Genomic DNA, 19,209 nt, shown 5'->3' with positions numbered 1-19,209 from the left:
TACTCAATTAAAAACGAGGAACGACCAAATACGAAAGAACGTGGACGCAAACTTATCCACGTTCTGAGGTACTTGGCCGAACCCACAATGCAGAAGATAAGTTAAACGCCCACGCATATTGCGCAGACGTTTACAACTTATTCCAACTGCATTGGTTCTTTCTACGGCCAAGTTTCCAGAACGTTTTATAGAATAAACAGCAAACGCTTGTTATTTATTTACCAACAAAAATTTGAGCTTTGTCGAACCATCAATTTCCTGATGGACGCTTTTACTCATTTGCAAACTTACACATTTTATTTCACATTATAAAGATTATTCACATAAAATAAGGTAAGAAGGGAATAAAAAAAGGCAGGAAAAACTTCCTACCTTTTATATTATTGCATATTTTACGCATTGTATTCTTTCCCTCTCGACCGCATAACCGACCATATACCGAGTGCTATAAACGGTATGCTGAGTATCTGTCCCATATCAATTGGCAAGCCAGCCTCGAAGTCTACTTGCACTTCCTTTGTGTATTCGATGAAGAAACGGAAAGTGAAAATAAGCGCAAGGCATAAGCCGAAGTAAAGTCCTGTACCCACTTTCTTAGGATATTTCCTATAAATAAGGAAGATAACCCAGAAGAAAACAAAGTAGGCAATCGCCTCGTAAAGCTGTCCGGGGTGGCGCGGATAGGTATCGACATCGTAGAAAACGAACGCCCAAGGCACATCGGTTACCTTTCCGATAATCTCCGAATTCATCAGATTGCCCAAGCGAATGAACACCGATGTTACGGTAGAACAGATGCCCATAAAGTCTAACACGACCCAAGCATTCAGCTTTGTGCGCTTTATGTAAAGGTAAAGACCAACGAGGAGTCCGATAACTCCGCCGTGGGAAGCCAAGCCTTGATAGCCTACGAACTTCCAACCGCCGCCAGCAAGGAACTTTATAGGGAGAAATATCTCAACGAAATGCTGCCACGAGTCGAAGAAGTCTTGCGGTTCGTAAAAGAAACAATGCCCCAATCGGGCACCGATAAATGCGCCAAGGAAGACGTAAACAAACATCGGGTCGAACTTTTCGTCGGCTATCTTGTGGCGTTTGAAGAGCCATCGCATAAGGAAATATGCAACGGCAAAGCCCACAAGCCAGCACATTCCGTACCAACGAATGCCCATTGAGCCGAAGCGCACAAGGTATTCGTCGGGTTGCCAAGCTATATAAAGCAGATTGTTCAGCATCTTTTATTCCTCCCTGAACTATACGTTGAAACGGAAGTGCATAATGTCGCCGTCCTGCACAATGTATTCTTTGCCTTCTACGCCAAGCTTTCCAGCTTCGCGGACGGCAGCTTCAGAACCGTACTTCAAATAGTCTTCGTACTTGATAACCTCTGCACGAATGAACCCTTTCTCAAAATCGGTGTGGATAACGCCTGCACATTGAGGGGCTTTCCAACCTTTCTGGAACGTCCACGCCTTTACTTCCATCTCGCCTGCGGTGATGAATGTCTGAAGATTCAAGAGGTGGTAAGCCTTGTTAATGAGGCGGTTTACACCGCTTTGCTCCAATCCGAGTTCGTCGAGGAAGAGCTTCTTGTCTTCGTAACTCTCTAACGACGCAATGTCTTCTTCGGTCTTGGCAGCAATAATCATCGCTTCTGCGCCTTCTTCGGCAGCGATTTTCTCTACTTGCTTGCTGTATTCGTTACCGTCCTTTGCACTGTTTTCGTCCACGTTGCAAACGTAAAGCACAGGCTTTGTGGTAAGAAGGAACAAGTCGTGAGCTGCCTGTTGTTCTTCTTTGCTCTCAAATTGCACGCTACGGGCGTTCTTGCCTTGCTCCAGCACCGCTTTATAAGCATCGAGCACAGACACCATTACCTTGGCATCTTTGTTGCCTGCAGCCGCCATTTTCTGCTGTTTGGCAAGTTGCGCCTCGATGGTTTCAAGGTCTTTCAGTTGGAGTTCGGTATCTATAATCTCCTTGTCTTCAATCGGATTTACTGCTGCACCGCCTTCACGAACGATATTATCGTCCTCGAAACAGCGAATAACGTGAATGATAGCATCGCATTCGCGAATGTTGCCAAGGAACTTGTTGCCCAATCCTTCGCCCTTGCTTGCACCCTTAACAAGACCTGCAATGTCTACAATCTCGCAGGTAGCAGGCACTATTCGCCCTGGGTGAACAATTTCGGCGAGCTTGTTCAAACGCTCGTCGGGCACGGTAATAACCCCCAAATTGGGTTCTATCGTGCAGAAAGGAAAGTTGGCTGCCTGCGCCTTGGCACTGCTCAGACAGTTGAAAAGTGTAGATTTGCCCACGTTTGGCAAACCTACTATACCACATTTTAATGCCATATTCTAAATAAACGTTTATTTTCTTTTGGTGCAAAAATACTGTTTTATTTTGATATTAATCATCAATAGAACATTATTTTGCACTTCGGTTCTAAATCTTGAGCATACTTTACGTGGGCTTTATTCGCCTCTGTCTTGCTACTGAAACGCCTTTGCTTCGGCTTCGGCGATGATGTTTTCTTTCTCGTTTACATCAATAACGGAAGGTTGTTCTTGCGTTTCTACAACGGAAAGGGTATCGCTTTGCACTGTACTCGACGGCAATATGAGTTCTTCCACTTCCGTTGTTGCAACGGTGTCGGAGTCTGTTGGTTCTTCCAAAGCAAGGCGGTTCTTCTTGGCTTCAAATATTCCATCAGCAAAATTCACCTCTTTGCGAATACGTTGGAGGGTTATTTTGGCTGCTTCTTGCTGACTTTCCTTCTTTGAATAGCCATTTCCTTCGCCACAGGCAATGCCTTCCAATACAACTTGGAAGCTGAAAGTGGGGCTGCCTTCTTTGTCTTTACCGAAAGAAAGCGGCTTAAACTCAAGATTTATCTTGTGTTTCTGTGTCCATTCTATGAGTTTCGACTTGAAGTTTACTTCCTTATAAGCCACCTTATCAATATTGATAAGCTCGCCTAAGATTTGCCGTTTCATAAACTTCATGCAGGCTGTGTAGCCGTGGTCAAGGTATAACGCGCCTACCAAAGCCTCGAACGCATTGCCGCCAAGATAGCTATTGTGCGACTGCGAGTGCCCGCTTGACAGAATTAACTTCGTTATTCCCAAGTCGTTCGCCAACTTATTGAGGGTCTCGCGCTGCACTATCTTCGAGCGAGTATTGGTAAGAAAGCCTTCGCGTTTGCCAGGGAAATGCTCATAAACAATATCGCCCACGATGGCATCTAATATGGCATCGCCCAAAAACTCTAAGCGTTCGTTGTTAACGGGCTTTCCTTTCTCGTTCCTTCGTGCCACACTCTTGTGCAAGAGTGCCGTTTTATAGTAGGAAAGATTGTGAGGAAGCACCCCTATTATTTGGTATAAAGACAAATAAAGCTCCTTTTCCTTGCGGAAAGGGAGCTTTATTCTATCTATTATTTTATTCAGCATACTTCTTGAAAATCACGCAAGCATTGTGGCCACCAAAGCCGAATGTGTTGCTAAGTGCAGCACGTACTTCGCGTTTTTGAGCCTTATTGAACGTAAAATTCAAATTGTAATCAATTTCTTCGTCCTTATCGTCCTCTTCGTGGTTGATTGTTGGAGGGATAATATCGTTTTGAACAGAGAGCACACAAGCCATTGCTTCAACTGCACCAGCAGCTCCAAGCAAGTGTCCTGTCATACTCTTGGTAGACGAAATATTGAGTTTGTAGGCAGAATCGCCGAAAAGCTGAACAATAGCCTTTACTTCTGAAACGTCGCCAACAGGAGTTGATGTACCGTGAACATTGATGTAGTCGATGTCTTCGGGCTTCAAACCTGCATCGTCGAGTGCTGCTTGCATTACCAAATTTGCACCCAAGCCTTCTGGGTGAGACGCTGTGATGTGGTGAGCATCGGCAGATTCGCCCTCACCAACCAACTCTGCGTATATCTTAGCACCACGAGCCTTTGCGTGTTCTAACTCTTCGAGAATCAAGCAGCCTGCTCCTTCACCCATAACGAAGCCGTCTCGGCTTGCTGAGAATGGACGTGAAGCGCGTTCTGGGTCATCATTGCGAGTTGAAAGTGCGTGCATTGCAGTGAAACCGCCTACTCCTGCCTCGGTAATAGCGGCCTCAGCACCACCACTGACAATCATATCAGCCTTGCCCAAGCGAATTAAATTGAACGCTGTGGCAATAGCATTGGTAGACGATGCACAAGCCGATGTTGTGGTGAAGTTAGGACCGTGGAAACCAAAACGAATGCTGATGTGTCCAGAAGCAATGTCGGCAATCATCTTTGGTATGAAGAAAGGATTGAATTTAGGGCCGTCTTCCTTATGAAGTGCGTAATAACCGATTTCTTCTTCAAAGGTTTTAATACCGCCAATACCAACTCCGTAAACCACACCGATGCGATTTTTGTCGGCTTTCTCCAAGTCGATGCCACAATCTTCTACACCTTGAATGGCACTGATGAGTGCCAACTGTGTGTAACGGTCGAGCTTACGCGCTTCTTTACGGTCGATATAATCGTTCACATTAAGGTTTTTAACCTCGCAAGCGAACTTTGCTTTAAAATTAGTTGTATCGAAATAAGTAATAGGAGCTGCACCACTCTTACCTTCAAGCATTGCTTTCCAAGTTTCTTCAGGATTATTTCCCAATGGAGTAACTGCACCAAGTCCTGTTACTACTACTCTTTTTAATTCCATTAATTTGCTGATTTAAATTCTGTCATCGTGATTACGAGACGCTCTTAGGTTTCTTTCAGATATAGAATTAAGGAGTTAAGCAAAGGGTTCTACTATACACTTATGAAACGTAAGTAAAACGATTGGCTTAACTCCTTAACTCTTTTTTCTTGTCTTAGAGTCTGAATGAACGAAACCTAAGTAAGAAATAAGTAAATGTTAAAGATTAAAAGTCAGTTGGAAGCCGAAGCTCCCAACCATCATTTATATATCTTCTTACTTTGCGTTCTCTTGGATATAAGCAATAGCATCGCCTACAGTAGCGATCTTTTCTGCCTTATCGTCTGGAATAGAGATACCAAATTCCTTCTCAAACTCCATGATAAGTTCTACTGTATCCAAAGAATCAGCACCAAGGTCGTTTGTGAAACTTGCTTCTGGCTTTACTTCTGCCTCGTCTACACCGAGCTTATCTACGATAATTGCTTTTACCTTTGATTCAATTTCTGACATAATTGTTAAGTTTTAAAATGTTTACTATTAACTTTCTAAATTCTAAAATTCGGCTGCAAAGGAAAGATAATTTTTTCATACACGCAAATTTTTTGCTTAAAAAAGCACTCATCTATGCACAAAACATATACATTTGTGCAATAAAAACAGCACTTTTGATATTATATTGCGCTAAATCAAGCCATTATAATAGATGATTATAACATTACTTCCATTTGTTCGGTACATCGTTCTCAACCATATTGGCACATCAATTTAATGTATTTTTTACAACATTGAGGCTTTCTCGGATAAAAATGCCTTGCTTTTATTTTGTGTATATGATTTATTTGAACTATATTTGCAGAAAAATTAAAAGAGCAGAAATATGTCATTTACGGAACATTGCAATGAGATTTTTAATCAAGCTATCCGCGATTACCACATCACGGATAATGTAGACACACCTATTAATAATCCATACGAAAGAGATTCTATTGAAAACAGATTGTATTTGAAGTGTTGGATTGACACGGTTCAGTGGCATTTTGAAGACCTTATACGCGACCCGCACATCGTTCCTGAAGACGGAATGAGCTTGAAGCGTCGCATCGACCGTTCCAACCAAGACCGTACAGACCTTGTAGAACAGATTGACTCTTACTTCCGCCAACTCTATTCGGACGTGAAAATACAGGAAGGAGCCACTATCAATACTGAAAGTCCGGCGTGGGCAGTAGACCGCCTGTCTATTCTTGCGCTCAAAATATACCACATGAAGGAGCAAGCTGAACGCACCGACGCATCGGCAGAACACATTCAGAAGTGCCAGAACAAGCTGAACGTGCTGCTCGAACAGCAGGTAGATCTTGGAACGGCTATCGACCAATTGCTCGACGACATTCAGGCAGGACGCAAGTACATGAAGGTTTATCGCCAGATGAAGATGTACAACGACCCAGCTACAAACCCTGTACTCTACAAAAAGTAAAAGGTGAAGACCGACCACATCATCATCATACGGTTTTCTGCTATGGGCGACGTTGCTATGACGGTTCCTGTGGTCTATTCCCTTACACATCAATATCCCGACCTTCGCATCAGCGTTCTTTCCCGTCCATTTGCCAAAGCATTCTTCAGCCATATGCCAAAGAATGTGGATTTCATTGCAGCCGACTTGAAAAACGAATACAAGGGCATTAAGGGACTGAACCAACTATACGGCAGGCTGAAGGCAAAACAGCCTACAGCCATTGCCGATTTCCACGATGTGCTACGCTCGAAATACATACGAACACGCTTTACCCTTTGCGGATACAAGACAGCGCACATCGACAAGCACAAGAACGGTAAGCGCAAGCTGTGCCGACAGAAGGATAAAGTAATGGAACAACAGCCCACATCGTTCCAGAACTACGCAGAAGTTTTAAGCAAACTGGGCTATCCCATCGACCTTTCTTTCACTTCTTTATTCGCAAACGGTGGCAATCAGCTGTCGCAGCTCCCTAATATAATAGGTGAAAAGCCCGACGGCGAACGCTGGATAGGCATTGCTCCCTTTGCTGCCCACAACGGCAAGATGTATCCAAAAGAGAAGATGGAAGAGGTGGTAAAGGTGCTTTCCACCGAATACAGCAATCTCCGAATATTCTTTTTTGGCGGTGGAAAGGAAGAAAAACAGATACTCAACACGTGGGCTACGAAGTATAAAGGCTGCACTTGTGCATCGGAAGTGCTGCACGGACTGAACGAAGAACTCGTATTGATAAGCCATCTCGACACAATGATTTCGATGGACAGTGCCAATATGCACCTTGCTTCGCTCGTCGGCACGCGCGTTGTAAGCATCTGGGGAGCTACTCACCCTTACTGTGGCTTCCTCGGCTGGAACCAAAAAGAGGACGATGCCGTGCAAAACACCGAACTGGAATGCCGCCCTTGCTCCGTATTCGGCAACAAACCGTGCCACCGTGGCGACTTCGAATGTATGTACAGCATAGCCCCAAGTGCCATTATTGAGCGGTTAAACTTGTAATATAGTTTATTTTATACTGCAATTAAGTCTAAATAACAACATCTACTGCAAAACAAACCTGTACAAACTCCTACCCATACACCTTACTTTACAGGGGTAGAAATAGTGTAAAGAATTTTTCAAAGTATATCTATCGTGTAACATCTTCTTTATCAGCGCATTACAAAACCTATTGTTTTACATTGCAAAAGCGGCTGTTTTGCACGGTAAAAGCGTAGGTTTTGCGTTGCAAAAGAGCCGCTTTCGCAATGCAAAATCGAAATTACCGTTTTCTCAACGAATTATCTTTACAAAACCGAGGCGATTTTCCCACGTGTTGGCTGAAAGTTTCTAGAAATCCTAGGAAGACTAGAAACACTATATAAACCCTTTCTTATCCAGTGCCAAGAAAGCAATAAACCACGCCCCAACTTACCCCAACACCGCCCTCAAGCAGCAAAAAAGGAAAACCATATCCCATCTTATTTCTACCAAACAATTACCTTCAACTGCCCGTTCTTTTCCGCTTTTCACCAAATTAATTCGGTAAAAGACTTGTTATACCTATTAAAATTTGTAATTTTGCAACTTGGATAGTAACACATTGTTAATAAATGGACTAAGCATAGGGTAGGGGGAAGCCGTTTCGCCTTACCGAAATTATGGTTCACAGACAACGAAATAAAAATAAAACAAACATAAGAATGGAATACAACTTCACAGACATTGAGAAGAAATGGCAGAAGAAATGGGTTGAAAACAAAACCTATAAGGTTGTTGAAGATAAGAACAAGCAAAAGTTCTACGTGCTGAATATGTTCCCATATCCATCGGGAGCAGGGCTACACGTGGGGCACCCACTCGGCTACATAGCCAGCGACATCTATGCACGCTACAAGCGTCTGAAGGGTTTCAACGTGTTAAACCCAATGGGATACGACGCTTACGGATTGCCTGCCGAGCAGTATGCCATTCAAACAGGACAGCACCCGTCCATCACAACCGACAAGAACATTGCACGATACCGCGAACAGTTGGACAAAATAGGCTTTTGTTTCGACTGGGACCGCGAAGTGCGCACCTGCGACCCACAGTACTATCATTGGACGCAGTGGGCTTTTCAGCGTATGTTCGAGTCGTATTACGACTATAACGAGGGCAAGGCAAAACCCATTTCCGACCTCGTTCGCCACTTTGAAGAAGAAGGGACACTCAACCTCAACGTAGCACAGAGCGAAGAAAAAATGTTCTCTGCCCGCGATTGGACGAGCATGAGCGAGAAGGAACAGCAAGAAACGCTGATGAACTACCGTATCGCTTATCTTGGCGAAACAATGGTGAACTGGTGTCCGGGTTTAGGAACGGTGCTTGCAAACGACGAAGTTGTAGACGGTGTCAGCGAGCGTGGCGGCTATCCTGTTGTTCAGAAGAAAATGAAACAATGGTGTTTGCGTGTGTCAGCTTACGCCCAGCGTATGTTAGACGGCTTGGAAAAGGTGAGTTGGTCGGACTCTATGAAAGAGACACAGCGCAACTGGATTGGCCGTTCAGAGGGTACAGAGGTTGTATTTAAAAGCTTTACACCCGCAGGCGATAAGGAAATAGAACACGACATCACCATTTTTACGACACGTGCCGACACAATGTTCGGTGTAACCTTTATGGTGCTTGCACCCGAAAGCGAATTGGTTCCAGAGCTTACGACTGACGAACAGAAGGCGGAGGTAGAAGAATACTTGGCGTACGTGAAGAAACGAACCGAGCGCGACCGTATGACCGACCGCAAAGTTACAGGTGTCTTCACAGGTTCTCATGGCATTAACCCCTTCACGGGCGAGGATTTGCCTATCTATATATCAGAATACGTGCTTTCAGGCTATGGCACAGGTGCAATTATGGCAGTGCCAGCGCACGATAGCCGCGACTATGCGTTTGCCAAACACTTCGGTCTTCCAATCCGTCCGCTTATCGAAGGTGCCGACGTTTCGGAAGAAAGCTTCGACGCAAAAGAAGGTATCGTCATCAATAGTCCCGAGAAACCAGTTGAAGGAGGCTTCTCTTTGAACGGACTTACGGTGAAAGAAGCCATTAAAGCTACCAAGAAGTATGTTACAGAACAAGGTTTGGGTAAAGTGAAAGTGAACTATCGCCTGCGCGATGCTATTTTCTCACGCCAGCGTTATTGGGGCGAACCCTTCCCAGTTTACTATAAAGACGGTATGCCTTATATGGTTCCAGCAGATTGTTTGCCGCTCGAATTGCCTTCAATCGACAAGTTTGAACCTACCGAAACGGGCGAGCCGCCATTGGGACGCGCCAAGGCTTGGGCTTGGGACGAACAGAACAAGAAGATTGTAGACAAGGAATTGATAGACAACAAGACTGTTTTCCCATTGGAACTGAACACAATGCCGGGCTTTGCAGGCAGTTCTGCATACTATCTTCGCTATATGGACCCACACAACGACGAGGCTTTGGTGGGCAAGGAAGCCAACGAATATTGGCAGAATGTAGACCTTTATGTAGGCGGAACAGAGCATGCAACAGGACACTTGATATACAGCCGTTTCTGGAACAAGTTCCTTTACGACTACGGTTACAGCTGCAAGGAAGAGCCATACGAAAAGTTGGTGAACCAAGGAATGATACAAGGACGTTCCAACTTCGTATATCGTATCAATTCAGACGACCATTCCAAAGCTCCCGTATTTGTGAGCCACGGACTGAAAGGCGAATACGAAACAACGCCTATCCACGTAGATGTGAACATTGTCCATGCCGATGTGCTCGACGTTGAGGCTTTCAAGGCGTGGCGACCCGAATACGAAAACGCCGAGTTTATACTTGAAGACGGTAAGTATATCTGTGGTTGGGCGGTAGAAAAGATGTCGAAGTCGATGTTCAACGTTGTCAATCCCGACGACATTGTAGCGCAATATGGTGCCGATACCTTGCGTTTGTACGAAATGTTCCTTGGACCTGTCGAGGCAAGCAAGCCTTGGGACACCAACGGTATCGACGGTTGTTTCCGCTTCCTGAAGAAATTCTGGAAGCTGTATCAGCAGGAATTGAACGACAACGAGCCTTCAAAGGAATCGCTGAAGAGCGTGCATAAGCTCATTAAAAAGGTTTCGGGCGACATAGAACAGTTCTCTTACAACACTGCTATCTCTGCTTTCATGATTTGTGTGAACGAGTTGGGACAGCAAAAATGCAACAATCGCGAACTATTACGCACATTGCTCATACTGATAGCACCGTTTGCGCCACACATTGCCGAAGAACTATGGGAGTCTATCGGCGAGAATGGCAGCGTCTGCGATGCACAATGGCCGACTTGGGACGAAGCCAATCTGGCTGAAAACGAAGTTCAGCTGACCATTTCGTTCAACGGAAAAGCTCGCTTCCAAATGACTTTCCCAACCAATGCCAGCAAGGAAGACATTGAAAAGGCAGCTGTAAGCGACGAAAGAAGTTTGAAATACACAGAAGGAAAGACTATCGTAAAGGTGATAGTTGTACCAAAGAAGATTGTAAATATCGTTTTTAAATAAAATAAAAACGGCACATTCGTGAACTGAAAGTACAGCCACGAATGTGCTCAATGATTATCAGGATATGACAGTAAATCAACAATTAATCAGAAGCGAGGTAAAAGACTACGTCTTAGTAACACTCGGTCTGCTTCTGTATGCAGCGGCATTCACGGTATTCTTAATGCCTTACGAAATTGTAACAGGTGGTGTAACAGGTTTATCAGCCATTATTTACTATGCAACAGAGTTTAAACTGGAGAACACTTATATGATTGTCAACCTCGCATTGTTAGGTGTTGCGTTGAAAATCTTGGGCTTTAAGTTTATGATGAAGACCATTTATGCAATCGTGGTCTTATATTTTATGCTGAAATTTGCCCAAGAATTAATGCCCGTAGATGCGAGCGGACACTTCGTAAAGATACTGGGCGAAGACCAAAAGTTTATGTCGCTCATCGTGGGGTGCTGTATTACGGGTACGGCAATGGCTATTATCTTCCTCAATGGCAGCAGTATGGGCGGCACGGATATTGTGGCAGCCTGCATAAACAAGTATAAAAACATTTCGTTGGGGCAGGTATTGATGGCTGTCGATATATGCATCATCGGCAGTTGTATGCTTTTCCCACAGTTCGGAACATACGTAGAACGTTTACACAAAGTTGTTTTCGGTTTGTGTACTATGTTTATTGAGTGCTTTATGCTCGACCACGTAATGAACCTAAGACGTCAATCGGTGCAGTTTCTCATCTTTTCAAAGAAGTATGAAGAGATTGCTGACGCCATTATGCAAGAGCGCGACCGAGGCATAACCATACTCGACGGACACGGCTGGTACACTGGAAAGGACGTGAAAGTAATCTGCTTAATGGCAAAACGCAACGAAAGTCAGTCTATTTTCCGCATCGTTAAGATTATCGACCCATCGGCATTTGTCAGTCAGAGTTCAGTAATAGGTGTGTTCGGAGAAGGCTTCGACAGCATAAAAGTGAACACAAAGAATGCCGAGAAGGTGCTTTCGCAAGTCTATCCGACAACAAACAACGAACAATAAAATGAAAATAGTATTTGCAACGAACAACAAACACAAGCTTTCTGAGATTAAAGACATTCTCGGAAACGACTTTGATGTTGTGTCGCTAAAGGATATTGGCTGCGATGTGGACATACCCGAAACAGCCGAAACATTGGAAGGAAATGCAAGCATAAAGTCGCATTACATCTACGACAACTATCATTTGAATTGCTTTGCCGACGACACAGGGCTTGAAGTAGATGCCCTTAACGGCGAACCGGGTGTGCATTCGGCACGCTACGACGAGCACACCGACCACGACAGCGAAGCCAATATGCGCAAACTGCTCCATAAGTTGGGCGATACAACAAACAGGAAAGCCCACTTCCGCACGGTGGTTTCGTTGATTATCGACGGTAAGGAACATCAGTTTGAAGGCAGGGTAGAGGGCTATATCGCCACCGAAAAGTCGGGAACGGAGGGCTTTGGCTACGACCCTATCTTTGTTCCAGAGGGCTACGACAAGAGTTTTGCCGAACTTGGAGAAGACATTAAGAACCAAATTTCGCACCGAGCTCGTGCCGTTCGCAAGCTCGCCGAATATCTAAAGCAACTGTAATGAGTAAGAGTTTGTCCATTCTGCTGCCCACTTACAACTGCATTTGCACCGCACTCGTCGGCGAATTGCAGCGACAGTGTGTAGCAGAAGGGGCAGATTTCGAGATTATTGTAGCCGACGACGCATCGCCCGACAAACGGTTCATAGCCGAAAACAGAGCCATTACGCGCCTCGACGGTGTGCGTTACATAGAGCGGGAACGCAACGTCGGTCGGTCGGCAATCCGCAATTATCTTGTTTCGCAATCGTCGAAAGAATGGATTTTATTCATCGACGGCGACCTTTCGCTCAACAATACCCAGTTCATACACAACTATCTGCAAGCCGAAGGCGACGTCGTAGTGGGCGGAATCAGCATTGTTGAAGACGAAAACAGATGGGGCAACAACCTCAGATACCGCTACGAGCACGCTTCAAAAGAAGCTATCAGTGCCGAAAACCGAAGGAAAACACCTTATCAGCACCTCAGCACCAACTTTATGGCGCACCGAAAGCTGGTAGGAACAACCCCTTACAACGAGGAAATAAAGCACTACGGCTTTGAAGATGTGTTGCTTGGAAAACGCTTCAAAGCATTAAACGCCCATGTAAACCACATTGACAACCCCGTTTTGTTCGACGATTTCGAACCCAACGAAGTGTTTCTACACAAGACAGAAGAAGCCCTGCGCACCCTTTCCACCTTCCAAACAGAGCTGAAAGGCTATTCAAACCTGTTGGAAATGGCTGAAAAGCTACACAAAATGCACACCGACAGGGTAGGGGCGTGGCTTTACAAACTCCTACATAAACCATTAAAACACAACCTTAAAGGCAATAATCCGAGTGTTTTCTTGTTTAATATCTATAAACTCGTTTATTTCTTACACTATAATTCGATAAGAAAATGATAAAAAGAACATATATATTTGCACTCGCTTGCTTGCTTCTTGTGCTTCCGCTCCACACTTTCGGCAGTGGCATAGGTACGTGGAAAAACTATATGGCATACAGCAATGTGCAGTGGATAGAGAAGGGCGGCAACCTGCTTTATGTGCTTGCGTCCGACAATCTTTACACTTACAACGAAAAGGACAACAGCATTCAGACCTTCGACAAGGTAAACGGACTGAACGATACCGACATTGACTTCATCGCATGGAACAACGTTGCCAAACGCTTGGTTATCGTTTATGCCAACCAAAACATAGATATGCTTACCCAGAAAGGCGAAATCGTCAGCTTGCCCGACTATTACAGAAAGGCGATGACAGCCAACAAGAAGATAAACAGTCTTTATACCGATGGGGCATATTGCTACGTTTCAACTGGATTTGGCGTGTTGAAGATAAACGTTGGCAGGGCTGAAATCAGCGATACCTACAATCTTGGCTTCAACGTAGACTATACTTACATCGAAGGCAATTATATTTACGCTGCAAGCAGCGAACGAGGACTCTACCGAGCCTTGCTTTCCGACAACCTATTGGATAGAAACAATTGGAAAAGAACAGGCGACTTCGTTGCACAAAGCAAAACCATTGCGCCCGAACTGATGGAGAAAGTGAAGCCGTTACTGCCAGGCGGACCCAAGTACAACCGCTTTTTCTTTATGCAATATCTTAACGACCGCCTCTATACAACGGGCGGAGCGTTCGAGCCGGGCGCAGTAGGACTCAACCAAGCAGGCACCGTTCAGGTGTTGAAGAAAGACGAATGGAGCATCTTCCAAGACGAATTGGACAAGATAACAGGCTACTACTATCACGATATGAACTGTTTGGCAGTAGACCCACGGAACCCCGAACACGTATTTGTGGGCGGACGAGCAGGCTTATACGAATTTCTGAACGGCAAGTTAAAGAGGTATTTCAACAAAGACAACAGTCTTCTGCGCCCCACCATAAATAAAGGTATGGAGTTGGGCAACGACTATGTGCCAATTCAAGGATTGGTTTTCGACCGCAAAAACAACTTGTGGATACTGAACAGCGGTACCAAAACAACTTCATTGCTGAAGCTTTCGCCCGACGGAACTATGACCGACCACTCTAAACCAGAGCTGATGAACAAGGGATTAAGCCTGCAAGTGATGCGCCGACCCATTCTCGACAGCCGCGGTTTAATATGGTTTGTAAACAGCCACTACGAAGCACCGGGCTTGTTCTGCTATAATCCTGAAACCGACAAGCTAAGCGTTTTCCATAATTTCAAGAACCAAGACGGCTCGTCCATTATGGTTATACAAATGCGTTGCGTGCAGGAAGATGCCTATCAGAACCTTTGGATAGGCACGAACGTAGGGCCGCTCCGACTCACTACCGAGCAGATGCAAAACCCTTCAGAGGCTATTTTCGAGCAGATAAAGGTGCCACGCAACGACGGAACAAACCTTGCCGACTACCTATTGGCAGGCGTAGACATTTCGTGTATGGCGATTGATGGCGGCGGACGCAAGTGGTTTGGCACGAATGGCAACGGTGCTTACCTCATCAGTGCCGACAATATGAAGCAGGTACAACACTTCCTGAGCAGCAACAGCAAGCTCCTTTCAAACAACATAGAGAGCATTGCCATCGACGACAAGACGGGCGAAGTGTTCTTCGGAACAGACAAAGGACTTTGTTCGTATATGGGCGATGCAACAAAACCGTCTGACAATCCAGACAACGGCGATGCCTACGCCTATCCAAACCCTGTCCGCCCAGACTACAAAGGACTGATAACGGTAGTTGGCTTAGCTTACAATTCCGACGTGAAAGTAGTTACCACCAACGGCATACTTGTGGCAAAGGGCACGAGCAACGGCGGTACATTCACGTGGGACGGCAACGACTTAAACGGAAAACGTGTGGCATCGGGAATTTATATGGTGCAGACGGCTGACCAAGAAGGCAATAACGGAACAGTATGCAAGATAGCAATCGTGAACTAACGAAACCCAAGCGCAAACACTGGATAGACCTTTTGCGGGGCTTCTGTATGGTAGCTATATTGCTCGACCATACCGAAATATACTACACAGGCGACAACATCATCGGCTACAACTACTATGTAGCCAATGTGTTGGTCGCCTTTTTCTTTCTCTCAGGCTATCTTTTCTACAAGGAAAAACCGTTTTCGCTGCGCCATAAGCTCACCTACATCGCACGCTACTTGCTGTTGCCCTACTTCCTGTTCACCACTTTCATAGCCATTCCGAAAGCTTTCGCACACGGTTTCGATGTTACTGACACCCTGTTCTCCGTCCTCGCAGGGCAAGCATCGTGGTTTGTAGCTGCCCTCATCGTTGCAGAAATCGTGTTTTCCACAGCATTATGGGCGTGCAAAGGCAAAACTTGGGGATTGTCAATACTCGCCCTTGCAGCCTCAGCAGCTTGTTATCTTCTTTCCACACATTGTTCCGACCTTTATTGGCAAATAGAAAACGCCTGTATGGCATTGCCCATTCTCTGTTTCGGCTACTTCTACCACAAGTGGGAAAGCGTTTTCCACCGTTTCCACAACCTATCATCATCATTCTTTCTATTCGTACTTTTAGTTATCATAAAAGTATATGAACATACACAGGGCATAACTCTGCTTGTCGAACCCATACGCATCAACAATTGGTACGTATTTGTTTTCGATGCCTTTGTGTGCACCCTGTTCCTCGTAAGTTTAGCCAAACAGCTGAAAAGCGTTGCTTGGTTGGAATGGACAGGACGCCGCAGCCTCGTCTACTACTTTTTTTCTGGCGGCATACCCCTCATTGTTTCCGCCCTGCTCCAACGCACCGATATGGGCTATTCGGGGCACTACCACCGTGTTCTCCTCGCCTTCCTGCTCGTCTACGCCCTTACTTCCATTATTGCGTGGGCAGTCTACCGCTACTTAGGCTTTATTGTTCAACAGCCTCCAAAAGCAGCAGACAAAGCGTAAACCACTGCAAAAATATCCCACAAAATTCTTCTTTCCCAAATTACTTACGTGTAAATAATAATTTATCTACACGTAAAGAAATATTTTTCTACGTGTAAGTAAATATTTCTTTACGTGTAAGTAATTCACCTAACAAGCAATTCTAAATGATTATCCACGTTTTATTTTTTTAACCTATCATTTTTTATAATGCCAGTATTAACTACTAATTTTGTCCAAAATCAATTCTTGCTGAAGAGTAAAAGAATTATCCAAAAGCATTCTTTTAATAGTTTGCAGATTTAAATAGCAATCATTATATAATGTAAAGAAAGTTTTTTATATGTAGGCGCACTATGAATAAAGCTATCCTCTTTATATTCTCTGGACTGCCAGCAGTAGGAAAATCCACGCTTGCAAAGTCTGTTGTAAAGTATTTCGAAGCGGTTTACCTACGCATTGATACCATTGAACAAGGTTTGAAAGACTTATGCCATATCGATGTTGAGGGGGAAGGCTATCGGTTGGCATATCGTATGGCAGCCGACAATCTGCAATTGGGCAACAATGTAGTGGCTGATTGCTGCAACCCTATTGAACTGACAAGGCGAGAATGGGAAGATGTTGCTGTCAATAACAACTGCCGTTTCGTAAACATTGAGGTTGTTTGTTCGGATAAGACAGAACACAAGAAGCGTGCAAAACAGAGAAATGCAGAAGTAGCAAATATGAAACTGCCTGTGTGGAACGACATAGAAAACCGAGAATATCACGAGTGGCACAAAAACCGCATCATCATTGACACAGCAGGAAAGACCATTAAACAATGCCAAACCGAACTAAAAGAAAAGGTTGCCGATAGTCTTTCGCAAAAAGGAGATGGTCAAGAATATGAAAGCATAGACGATTCGCTGAAAGCAACCATCATAGAAAAGCTCTGTTATACAAAATTTGTGTATGACAGAATAAACCGAAAGCTCGGACTTTATCTATCGCCACAAGAAATAGAAAGTTTTATTTCAGACATTATCATGCATACAGACACGAATCATTTCCTGAAAAAAGGAAAGAACTATTATATAACTAATGATACAGAACATATCCGTATCACCGTTAACTCTTGTACATTCAGAGTTATTTCAACTGATAAAATATAAAAAAAACAATGGCACGAGCAACAACAAAAGTGGATTTAATAACATCTGCTAATGGACAATTTGAGAAGATGTGGAAGCTCATAGACAGTATGAGCGAAGAGCTACAGACAGCAACCTTTGCAGAAAAAATGGCTGCAATGGGCAAAGAAGCACATTGGAGCAGGGACAAAAATCTGCGCGATGTACTTGTTCATCTGTATGAATGGCATCAGTTGTTACTGAATTGGATAAACTCCAATCGTGAGGGAGAATGCAAATCTTTTCTTCCTGAGCCTTATAATTGGAAAACATATCCAGTAATGAACGTGGAGTTTTGGAAGAAACATCAAAACACATCGCTATCAGATGCAAAGGCAATGTTAAAAGAAAGCCATCAACAAGTAATGGAATTGATTGCAACTTTCTCTGACAACGAACTCTTTAACAAGGGCATATTCGATTGGACGGGCACCTCTACGCTTGGTTCTTATAGTGTTTCAGCAACTTCAAGCCATTATGATTGGGCGATAAAGAAAATAAAAGTACATATTAAAACACAATAAACAAACAATAGAAATCTTATAATAAGGCTAATAAAGAAACGTGGAAGATAAGAAAAAAGTATGGAACTACAAACAAAACGCCTGCTATTGAGAGCATGGAAAGAAAGCGATGCTGAAGCATTATACAAGTATGCACGGAATCCGAATGTTGGTCCTATTGCTGGTTGGCCACCGCATACAAGTGTAGAGAACAGTCGTGAAATTATAAAGGCAGTACTCTCTGCTCCTGAAACCTATGCGGTTGTGTTGAAAGAAACGGGCGAAGCTGTCGGCAGCATTGGGATAATGACCGCAAGAAGTGAAATCCACAGTGCAAAAATGGCAGACAATGAGTGTGAAATAGGTTATTGGATTGGTGAGCCCTATTGGGGACAAGGCTTGATTCCTGAAGCCGTAAACAAATTGCTTCGGTATGCTTTTGAGAACTTACGGCAAACTACGGTTTGGTGTGGATACTACGATGGCAACGAGAAATCGAAACGAGCACAAGAGAAATGCGGATTCGTTTACAGCCATACAGAAGACAACAAACCTGTTCCATTGCTGAACGAAGTTCGCACAGAGCATTTTACCAAAATCACTTTAGAGGATTGGAAAAACAACATCGGTAATTTGAAGTAAATAACAAGGGAGGTTATGGCAAGAATAAACTTAATAATGATGCTTCTTCCTTTCGTGTTTATGATTCACGAATACGAGGAAATTATTATGTTTAGACGTTGGATAGACAGGAATAGGGAAGAATTGAGAAAACGATTCCCTAAAATCGAATCGTTCTTTACCCGACGAGGAGTTTTCGATTATTCTACTTCCACCTTTGCCGTTGGTACTGCTCACGAGTTCATACTTATTTCTGTTGTTTCGTTTTGCTCCGTTTGGACAGGTGAATATCAATGGTGGTTTGCTGCATTGACAGGGTATTCCGTTCACCTTTTAATGCATATTGCGCAGTGGATTGTATATCGAAAATATGTGCCCGTTATCATTACAAGCCTCCTGACATTGCCTTACTGCATCTATTCTTTTGCTGAATTCTCAAAAACAACAGTTCTATCCTTCTCGCAAATGCTTTTATGGGCGGCCATTGGCATTGTTCTTACCATACTAAGCTTGTTTTCTGCATTCTTCTTTATGGATAGGTTTCAACGTTGGGAAAAAGGTAATAAATAGCAACTACCCTTGTCAGCATAGATTTGAAGATAATAAAAACCGCTACCAAACGAAGCAAAAACTGTTTGATAGCGGTTTGTTTGTGCTGATAAGAATATG

Annotated in this window: 18 protein-coding genes; 13 read left to right on the top strand and 5 right to left on the bottom strand. The window is 44.1% G+C overall.

Annotated features, from left to right (window positions below):
* Nucleotides 1-392: 392 nt before the first annotated feature.
* The 5 genes from lgt to BWX39_RS01320 all read right to left on the bottom strand — a co-directional run bounded on the left by lgt (nucleotide 393) and on the right by BWX39_RS01320 (nucleotide 5,199).
* A complete protein-coding gene (gene lgt, locus BWX39_RS01340; protein WP_028905570.1) occupies nucleotides 393-1,235 on the bottom strand; it encodes a prolipoprotein diacylglyceryl transferase in 843 nt (280 codons plus the stop codon).
* A gap of 18 nt (nucleotides 1,236-1,253) precedes the next feature.
* The gene (ychF, locus tag BWX39_RS01335) at nucleotides 1,254-2,357 is read right to left on the bottom strand and encodes a redox-regulated ATPase YchF (protein WP_028905569.1); all 1,104 of its coding nucleotides are present in this window, start codon (nucleotides 2,355-2,357) and stop codon (nucleotides 1,254-1,256) included.
* A 138-nt stretch (nucleotides 2,358-2,495) separates the two neighbouring features.
* The gene (gene rnc / locus BWX39_RS01330; protein WP_028905568.1) at nucleotides 2,496-3,455 is read right to left on the bottom strand and encodes a ribonuclease III; all 960 of its coding nucleotides are present in this window, start codon (nucleotides 3,453-3,455) and stop codon (nucleotides 2,496-2,498) included.
* On the bottom strand, nucleotides 3,445-4,707 hold the full coding sequence (fabF, locus tag BWX39_RS01325; RefSeq protein ID WP_028905567.1) for a beta-ketoacyl-ACP synthase II: 1,263 nt from the start codon (nucleotides 4,705-4,707) through the stop codon (nucleotides 3,445-3,447). The genes rnc and fabF overlap by 11 nt, the downstream gene beginning before the upstream one ends.
* A gap of 255 nt (nucleotides 4,708-4,962) precedes the next feature.
* The gene (locus BWX39_RS01320; protein ID WP_004365096.1) at nucleotides 4,963-5,199 is read right to left on the bottom strand and encodes an acyl carrier protein; all 237 of its coding nucleotides are present in this window, start codon (nucleotides 5,197-5,199) and stop codon (nucleotides 4,963-4,965) included.
* Nucleotides 5,200-5,566: 367 nt separating this feature from the next.
* On the opposite strand from BWX39_RS01320, the gene BWX39_RS01315 reads away from it, so the two are divergent.
* The 13 genes from BWX39_RS01315 (at nucleotide 5,567) to BWX39_RS01260 (ending at nucleotide 19,110) form a co-directional block, all read left to right on the top strand.
* Nucleotides 5,567-6,169, top strand: coding sequence for a DUF4254 domain-containing protein (locus BWX39_RS01315; RefSeq protein ID WP_028905566.1), 603 nt, complete (start codon nucleotides 5,567-5,569; stop codon nucleotides 6,167-6,169).
* A 3-nt stretch (nucleotides 6,170-6,172) separates the two neighbouring features.
* Complete coding sequence (locus tag BWX39_RS01310; RefSeq protein WP_028905565.1) at nucleotides 6,173-7,213, top strand: glycosyltransferase family 9 protein; 1,041 nt, start codon at nucleotides 6,173-6,175, stop codon at nucleotides 7,211-7,213.
* Between the two features lie 142 nt (nucleotides 7,214-7,355).
* A complete protein-coding gene (locus BWX39_RS12320) occupies nucleotides 7,356-7,547 on the top strand; it encodes a hypothetical protein (protein WP_244271503.1) in 192 nt (63 codons plus the stop codon).
* Nucleotides 7,548-7,896: 349 nt separating this feature from the next.
* The gene (gene leuS, locus BWX39_RS01305) at nucleotides 7,897-10,746 is read left to right on the top strand and encodes a leucine--tRNA ligase (protein WP_028905564.1); all 2,850 of its coding nucleotides are present in this window, start codon (nucleotides 7,897-7,899) and stop codon (nucleotides 10,744-10,746) included.
* 64 nt (nucleotides 10,747-10,810) lie between these two features.
* The gene (locus tag BWX39_RS01300) at nucleotides 10,811-11,782 is read left to right on the top strand and encodes a YitT family protein (RefSeq protein WP_028905563.1); all 972 of its coding nucleotides are present in this window, start codon (nucleotides 10,811-10,813) and stop codon (nucleotides 11,780-11,782) included.
* A gap of 1 nt (nucleotide 11,783) precedes the next feature.
* On the top strand, nucleotides 11,784-12,362 hold the full coding sequence (locus BWX39_RS01295) for a non-canonical purine NTP diphosphatase (RefSeq protein ID WP_028905562.1): 579 nt from the start codon (nucleotides 11,784-11,786) through the stop codon (nucleotides 12,360-12,362).
* The gene (locus BWX39_RS01290; protein WP_028905561.1) at nucleotides 12,362-13,252 is read left to right on the top strand and encodes a glycosyltransferase family 2 protein; all 891 of its coding nucleotides are present in this window, start codon (nucleotides 12,362-12,364) and stop codon (nucleotides 13,250-13,252) included. Before BWX39_RS01295 ends, BWX39_RS01290 begins: the two co-directional genes overlap by 1 nt.
* A complete protein-coding gene (gene porZ / locus BWX39_RS01285) occupies nucleotides 13,249-15,276 on the top strand; it encodes a type IX secretion system anionic LPS delivery protein PorZ (protein ID WP_028905560.1) in 2,028 nt (675 codons plus the stop codon). Before BWX39_RS01290 ends, porZ begins: the two co-directional genes overlap by 4 nt.
* Nucleotides 15,252-16,262, top strand: a complete 1,011-nt coding sequence (locus tag BWX39_RS01280) for an acyltransferase family protein (RefSeq protein ID WP_028905559.1) — start codon at nucleotides 15,252-15,254, stop codon at nucleotides 16,260-16,262. Before porZ ends, BWX39_RS01280 begins: the two co-directional genes overlap by 25 nt.
* Nucleotides 16,263-16,597: 335 nt before the next feature.
* Complete coding sequence (locus BWX39_RS01275; protein WP_028905558.1) at nucleotides 16,598-17,398, top strand: DUF3781 domain-containing protein; 801 nt, start codon at nucleotides 16,598-16,600, stop codon at nucleotides 17,396-17,398.
* An 8-nt stretch (nucleotides 17,399-17,406) separates the two neighbouring features.
* The gene (locus BWX39_RS01270; RefSeq protein WP_004363257.1) at nucleotides 17,407-17,940 is read left to right on the top strand and encodes a ClbS/DfsB family four-helix bundle protein; all 534 of its coding nucleotides are present in this window, start codon (nucleotides 17,407-17,409) and stop codon (nucleotides 17,938-17,940) included.
* A gap of 60 nt (nucleotides 17,941-18,000) precedes the next feature.
* A complete protein-coding gene (locus tag BWX39_RS01265) occupies nucleotides 18,001-18,561 on the top strand; it encodes a GNAT family N-acetyltransferase (protein ID WP_028905557.1) in 561 nt (186 codons plus the stop codon).
* Nucleotides 18,562-18,576: 15 nt separating this feature from the next.
* Complete coding sequence (locus BWX39_RS01260) at nucleotides 18,577-19,110, top strand: HXXEE domain-containing protein (protein ID WP_028905556.1); 534 nt, start codon at nucleotides 18,577-18,579, stop codon at nucleotides 19,108-19,110.
* Nucleotides 19,111-19,209: the final 99 nt, after the last annotated feature.

This window comes from Prevotella intermedia ATCC 25611 = DSM 20706 (assembly GCF_001953955.1).
Classification (GTDB): Bacteria; Bacteroidota; Bacteroidia; order Bacteroidales; family Bacteroidaceae; genus Prevotella; species Prevotella intermedia.
The sequence above is the reverse complement of the archived record's forward strand: the minus strand, read 5'-3'. Positions and strand labels throughout refer to the sequence as shown.

Coding starts and splice junctions, on each gene's coding strand:
- BWX39_RS01290 (WP_028905561.1), top strand. CDS start 12,362: ATGAGTAAGAGTTTGTCCATTCTGCTGCCCACTTACAACTGCATTTGC.
- lgt (WP_028905570.1), bottom strand. CDS start 1,235: ATGCTGAACAATCTGCTTTATATAGCTTGGCAACCCGACGAATACCTT.
- BWX39_RS01280 (WP_028905559.1), top strand. CDS start 15,252: ATGCAAGATAGCAATCGTGAACTAACGAAACCCAAGCGCAAACACTGG.
- BWX39_RS01300 (WP_028905563.1), top strand. CDS start 10,811: ATGACAGTAAATCAACAATTAATCAGAAGCGAGGTAAAAGACTACGTC.
- BWX39_RS01315 (WP_028905566.1), top strand. CDS start 5,567: ATGTCATTTACGGAACATTGCAATGAGATTTTTAATCAAGCTATCCGC.
- rnc (WP_028905568.1), bottom strand. CDS start 3,455: ATGCTGAATAAAATAATAGATAGAATAAAGCTCCCTTTCCGCAAGGAA.
- BWX39_RS01260 (WP_028905556.1), top strand. CDS start 18,577: ATGGCAAGAATAAACTTAATAATGATGCTTCTTCCTTTCGTGTTTATG.
- leuS (WP_028905564.1), top strand. CDS start 7,897: ATGGAATACAACTTCACAGACATTGAGAAGAAATGGCAGAAGAAATGG.
- BWX39_RS01270 (WP_004363257.1), top strand. CDS start 17,407: ATGGCACGAGCAACAACAAAAGTGGATTTAATAACATCTGCTAATGGA.
- porZ (WP_028905560.1), top strand. CDS start 13,249: ATGATAAAAAGAACATATATATTTGCACTCGCTTGCTTGCTTCTTGTG.
- ychF (WP_028905569.1), bottom strand. CDS start 2,357: ATGGCATTAAAATGTGGTATAGTAGGTTTGCCAAACGTGGGCAAATCT.
- BWX39_RS01295 (WP_028905562.1), top strand. CDS start 11,784: ATGAAAATAGTATTTGCAACGAACAACAAACACAAGCTTTCTGAGATT.
- BWX39_RS01265 (WP_028905557.1), top strand. CDS start 18,001: ATGGAACTACAAACAAAACGCCTGCTATTGAGAGCATGGAAAGAAAGC.
- fabF (WP_028905567.1), bottom strand. CDS start 4,707: ATGGAATTAAAAAGAGTAGTAGTAACAGGACTTGGTGCAGTTACTCCA.
- BWX39_RS01275 (WP_028905558.1), top strand. CDS start 16,598: ATGAATAAAGCTATCCTCTTTATATTCTCTGGACTGCCAGCAGTAGGA.
- BWX39_RS01320 (WP_004365096.1), bottom strand. CDS start 5,199: ATGTCAGAAATTGAATCAAAGGTAAAAGCAATTATCGTAGATAAGCTC.